Source organism: Blastococcus sp. SYSU DS0616 (genome assembly GCF_054051015.1).
On sequence record NZ_JBJHAJ010000052.1, the window covers coordinates 1 to 4,699 of the forward strand.

At 66.8% G+C, this 4,699-nt stretch carries 3 protein-coding genes; 1 reads left to right on the forward strand and 2 read right to left on the reverse strand.

Annotated elements, in window-relative coordinates:
- Positions 1-247: 247 nt before the first annotated feature.
- Positions 248-1,419 (forward strand): IS3 family transposase gene (locus ACI79K_RS20995; protein ID WP_456600668.1). Its coding sequence is split into 2 segments (ribosomal slippage): positions 248-1,102 and positions 1,105-1,419, totalling 1,170 coding nucleotides; the frame shifts between segments, so codons are not numbered across the junction.
- A 16-nt stretch (positions 1,420-1,435) separates the two neighbouring features.
- Here the strand turns inward: ACI79K_RS20995 and ACI79K_RS21000 are convergent.
- Both ACI79K_RS21000 and ACI79K_RS21005 read right to left on the reverse strand, forming a co-directional pair.
- Positions 1,436-1,564, reverse strand: a complete 129-nt coding sequence (locus ACI79K_RS21000; protein ID WP_456600669.1) for a hypothetical protein — start codon at positions 1,562-1,564, stop codon at positions 1,436-1,438.
- A 177-nt stretch (positions 1,565-1,741) separates the two neighbouring features.
- Positions 1,742-4,699 (reverse strand): Ig domain-containing protein (locus ACI79K_RS21005; RefSeq protein ID WP_456600670.1); only part of this gene is annotated, 2,958 nt, incomplete at its 5' end.

Below are 4,699 nucleotides of genomic sequence, written 5' to 3' on the forward strand. Positions count from 1 at the left end.
CCTCGCCGTCCACGACGTCCAGAGCAGTCGGCACGCCCATCCCCCGTCGAGCAGTCGTCGAATCCGTGCGGACTGTAAGGAAACGGACCAGTCCGATGGGGTGAGGTCAGTCGATCTGTGGACAGGGGGCGGCCCGATCGGCACAAGAGCACCCGGTCGGGTGACAAGCGCGACTCCGCAGCTCAGACATCCCATGGTTCGGGAGCGGGACTGCTGCGACTTCAGTTGACACTCGTTCTGCGGGATCTTGTCCCGCGGGAAGGATGTCGCTGTACCCAAGAAGTTCCCGCCGGAGTTCAAGCGTGACGTCGTCCGGGTCGCTCGCCGCGGTGACCTGAGCCAGGCCGAGGTCGCTGCCGACTTCGACATCTCGGTGGAGTCGGTGCGCCGCTGGGTGCGCCAGGCCGACATCGATGACGGCGTCGTCGATGGGCAGACCAGCGCCGGGCAGAACGAGCTCGTGCAGCTGCGCCGCGAGAAACGCCGGCTGGAGATGGAGAACGAGATCCTGCGCCGAGCGGCGGCCTACTTCGCCCCCCGGCAGCCTCCCAAAATGAGCTACCCGCTGGTCCGTGACCTGGCCGCCGAGGGCATCCCGGTGCGGCTGACCTGCGGGGTGCTGGGCCACTCGCCCCAGGCCTACTACGCCTGGACTGCTGCCCCCGTCAGCCAGCGGGACCTCGAGGACGCCTACCTCACCAACGCACACGACAATGATCCGGAGTTCGGCTACCGGTTCCTCGCCGACGAAGTCACCGGCACCGGGCTGGTCGCCGGTGAGCGGCGAATCTGGCGGTTGTGCTCGCAGCAGAAGCTGTGGTCGACCACTGTGCGCAAGGGCCGGCGGGGCGCGGGCAAGAGCCCTGGTCCGGCGGTGCACGACGACCACGTGCAGCGAAACTTCACCGCGCAACGCCCCGATCAGACCTGGGTCACCGACATCACCGAGCACCCGACCGCCGAGGGCAAGCTCTACCTCTGCGCGATCAAGGACCTGTTCAGCGACCGCATCGTCGGCTACTCCCTCGACGAACGGATGACCGCCCAGCTGGCCGTCACCGCCCTACGGACGGCCGTCGCCCGACGCAGGCCCGGCGGTGTGGTGTCGTCCACAGCGACCGCGGCTCCCAGTTCCGCGCACGATCCTTCCGCGCCGTTCTCACCGCCGCCGGCCTGCAGGGATCGATGGGACGCGTCTCCTCCGCCGGCGACAACGCCGCGATGGAGTCCTGGCACGCGCTGCTGCAGAAGAACGTCCTCGACCGCCGCCGCTGGCGCACCCGCGACGAGCTCCACGCCGCGATCGTGTTCTGGATCGAACACACCTACAACCGCCGCCGGCGCCAGCGCGCCCTCGGCAAGCTCACGCCTGTCGAGTACGAACTCGCCTTCACCACTCAGGCCGCTATCGCGGCATGATCAGTTCCAACCGCTGTCAACTGAAGCTGCAGCAGTCCCGGCCCAGCTGCAGGTCGGTGGCCTCGATCGACTGGTCAACCACCGCCAGCTGCGCCGCCCGCAGCGCCCGCTCCTGTCCTGCGACCGGGTCCGACGCGGTGCCCATCGCCTGCCCGGCCCCCCGCGCCGCGGCCTACGAGGCGAACACCCCGCGCTGCACCGCGGATCCCGTCCCCTGCCATTGCCTTCTGCCGCTTATGCTGCCCCGGTCGACCACCAGGCGAAGCCCCTTGGCCCGAGGCGATTGGTCATAACGAAGCCGGAAGGACGCGCGGTCGCCAGGTCAGTAACCGAACTGGGCCTTGCAGGTCTCAGCGGCCGAGGTAAGAGTCAGGTAGGCGCCCGCCGCATCTGCGACTCCTTGAGACACCTGGAGCAGATCCTTGGCTGACGATGAGGCCATGCCCTCGACATATAGCGACTGCACCGAAGCGGCGAATGCGGCGACGTAGTCCTCGCCCTCTTGGACCATCAGGATGTCGAGGGCTTGCGGATGGAGTTCGATGGCGGCACGCGTGATGGTGTCCGTGCAGCCGAGGTAGCCGTCCACGGTCACGCAAGCGGTATCGTCTCCAAGCTGGGCGCACAGGTTCTGCAGTTCGGCTGCGACCGCCTCCCACGGGTCAGCTGGTGACGAACAGTCGAGAGCGCTGGTCTGGACTGCTTCGTTCGACCCGCCCACCCAGGGCCCCACGATGGCGAGCCCGCAGACCGTTGGACCGGTCCCCAGCGGGCCCGGCCCCCGGCCATCGCCCCAGTCCACGCCGCTGACGTCCACAAAGCAGGCCGGCAAGCTGGGATCCTCGGCGTCGATCCCCTCCATACCGGGCGGATCACAGGATTCGACCGCGACCCAGGCGGACTGCTGCTCCTCAGTCAGGTCCACCGGCGATTTCACCTCGCCTCGGAAGATCAACTGTCCTCGTTCCGCCTGCAATGCGGCACGACTGGGGTGAACATCTCCGACGACGGAGTGCGCGAAAACCGCGCTGCCCTCTACGTAGATCCCACCCCACGTCTGGCCGGGCCCGTCCACCTTCGAGATGCGGAGCGTGACCGGGTCGGATGACGAGCCTCCAGCACGCAGAAAGCCTCCCGGCTCGACGTAGATGTGGCTCAGCTGGGGATCGAAGCAACCGTAACCGCAGCCGCTTCGAGAACCAATGGGGATGTCGGCACCTTCATGAATCGAGAGCGTGACGCCGGAGCCAACGGCAAGGAATCCAAACGGGCCGGACCAGGACTGTCCGATCACTCCGTAGTCGAGGCCATTCTCGGCAGGGAATGTCGCGTCAGCTCTTAAGGTACCGCCGAGCAGCATCGCATCCTCGCCGCTGCCGACGGAGACATTCCCACCGACCGAGGCCAGATCGAGGTGCTGCGCAGTCACGACGTACGCCTCGCCAGGAGCGTTCCGGACGGCGTTGTCCCGAACGGTCGGCATGGGGCCGTCGCCGTTCGTGACCACCGCTACGCCGACTCCTCGGAGGGGTGACGAGTCGTGCGGCTCGAAACCGGGGTCCTCAATCTGCACCTGATTCTCGAGGACGGAAACCGAGGCAACCTCTGCCTTGACGAGGATCCCGGTCCGCGTGTCGGTGAGGATGTTATTCGTGATCGTGATCGTGCCGCCCCCAGCCATGTCGACCGAAAGCCCGGAGGAATCGTAGGTGTAGTCAGTGGGGCCCACGGTCAGTCGCTGAAGGACAACGCTCCCCGCATTTGAGTCAAGCTTGACGTGCCCGTTGACGATGGTGTCAGTGATGACCACCGGCTCACTGATCGCTGACCGGTCGCGGCCTTGCGCTATGGATCCGATGACCACCGCATGCTGCATTGAGAGCGAACTGGCGGCGACGGGCAGATAAATCGAGGCCATACCTTGGCCCCGGGGGCCGTGGTCTGGAGAGCCGAGAGTGACCGGGGCCGCCGCAGTACCGGCTACCACCAGCGCCCCCTCAACATTCAACCCGCCATCGAAAAGCACGGTCGCGCCCGCCTCGATCCGCAGCTCCACGCCCGCTGGCACGGTGAGAGTGCCGAGGACGGTCAGGGGGATCTGGAAGTCCGCTGTGCTGGTGGCGCCGAGCAGCCGGCCGGAAAGCCCCAGGCGTGGCTGTGTCCCCCCAGTGGCCGTGTTGCCGGACAAGTGCTCCGCGGACAGTTCGTCCGCGGCAACATGAACGGCTAGCCCGCTAGCTCGAGTAACGGTGTTGTCACGTACGACCGGGCTGGACACCTGTGGCGCCTTGACGACGATCCCGGTCCGCGTATCGGTGAGGATGTTATTCGTGATCGTGATCGTGCCGCCCCCAGCCATGTCGACCGAAAGCCCGGAGGAATCGTAGGTGTAGTCAGTGGGGCCCACGGTCAGTCGCTGGAGGACAACGCTCCCCGCATTTGAGTCAAGCTTGACGTGCCCGTTGACGATGGTGTCAGTGATGACCACCGGCTCACTGATCGCTGACCGGTCGCGGCCTTGCGCTATGGATCCGATGACCACCGCATGCTGCATTGAGAGCGAACTGGCGGCGACGGGCAGATAAATCGAGGCCATACCTTGGCCCCGGGGGCCGTGGTCTGGAGAGCCGAGAGTGACCGGGGCCGCCGCAGTACCGGCTACCACCAGCGCCCCCTCAACATTCAACCCGCCATCGAAAAGCACGGTCGCGCCCGCCTCGATCCGCAGCTCCACGCCCGCCGGCACGGTCACCGGGCACGTCAAGCGATGCACGGCGCCCCCCGCCCACGTCGCGGAGCTGCTGAGATCACCGCAGTGCTCCAGAATCGACCGCGCTTCGCGCACCGGCAGCTCGAGGACTGCGGTGGCCTTGGTACCCCTCTGATCGACGGCCTCGACAGTGAAACTGCTGGTGCCGAATGCGGTCGGCGTGCCCTCGATCCGGCCGGTGCCCGCCGCCAAAGTCAGTCCGGCAGGCAGGGCACCGTCAATGACTGACCAGGTAAACGGCTCCACACCGCCAGTCGCGGTAAGACTGGCGGCGTACGGGGTGCCTTGTTCAGCCGCGGTCAGCGACGTACTGGTGACCTGCACCGGCAGACGGGCGCTCGTCACCGACAGCTCGAGGACTGCGGTGGCCTTGGTACCCCTCCGATCGACGGCCTCGACAGTGAAACTGCTGGTGCCGAATGCGGTCGGCGTGCCCTCGATCCGGCCGGTGCCCGCCGCCAAAGTCAGTCCGGCAGGCAGGGCACCGTCAATGACTGACCAGGTAAACGG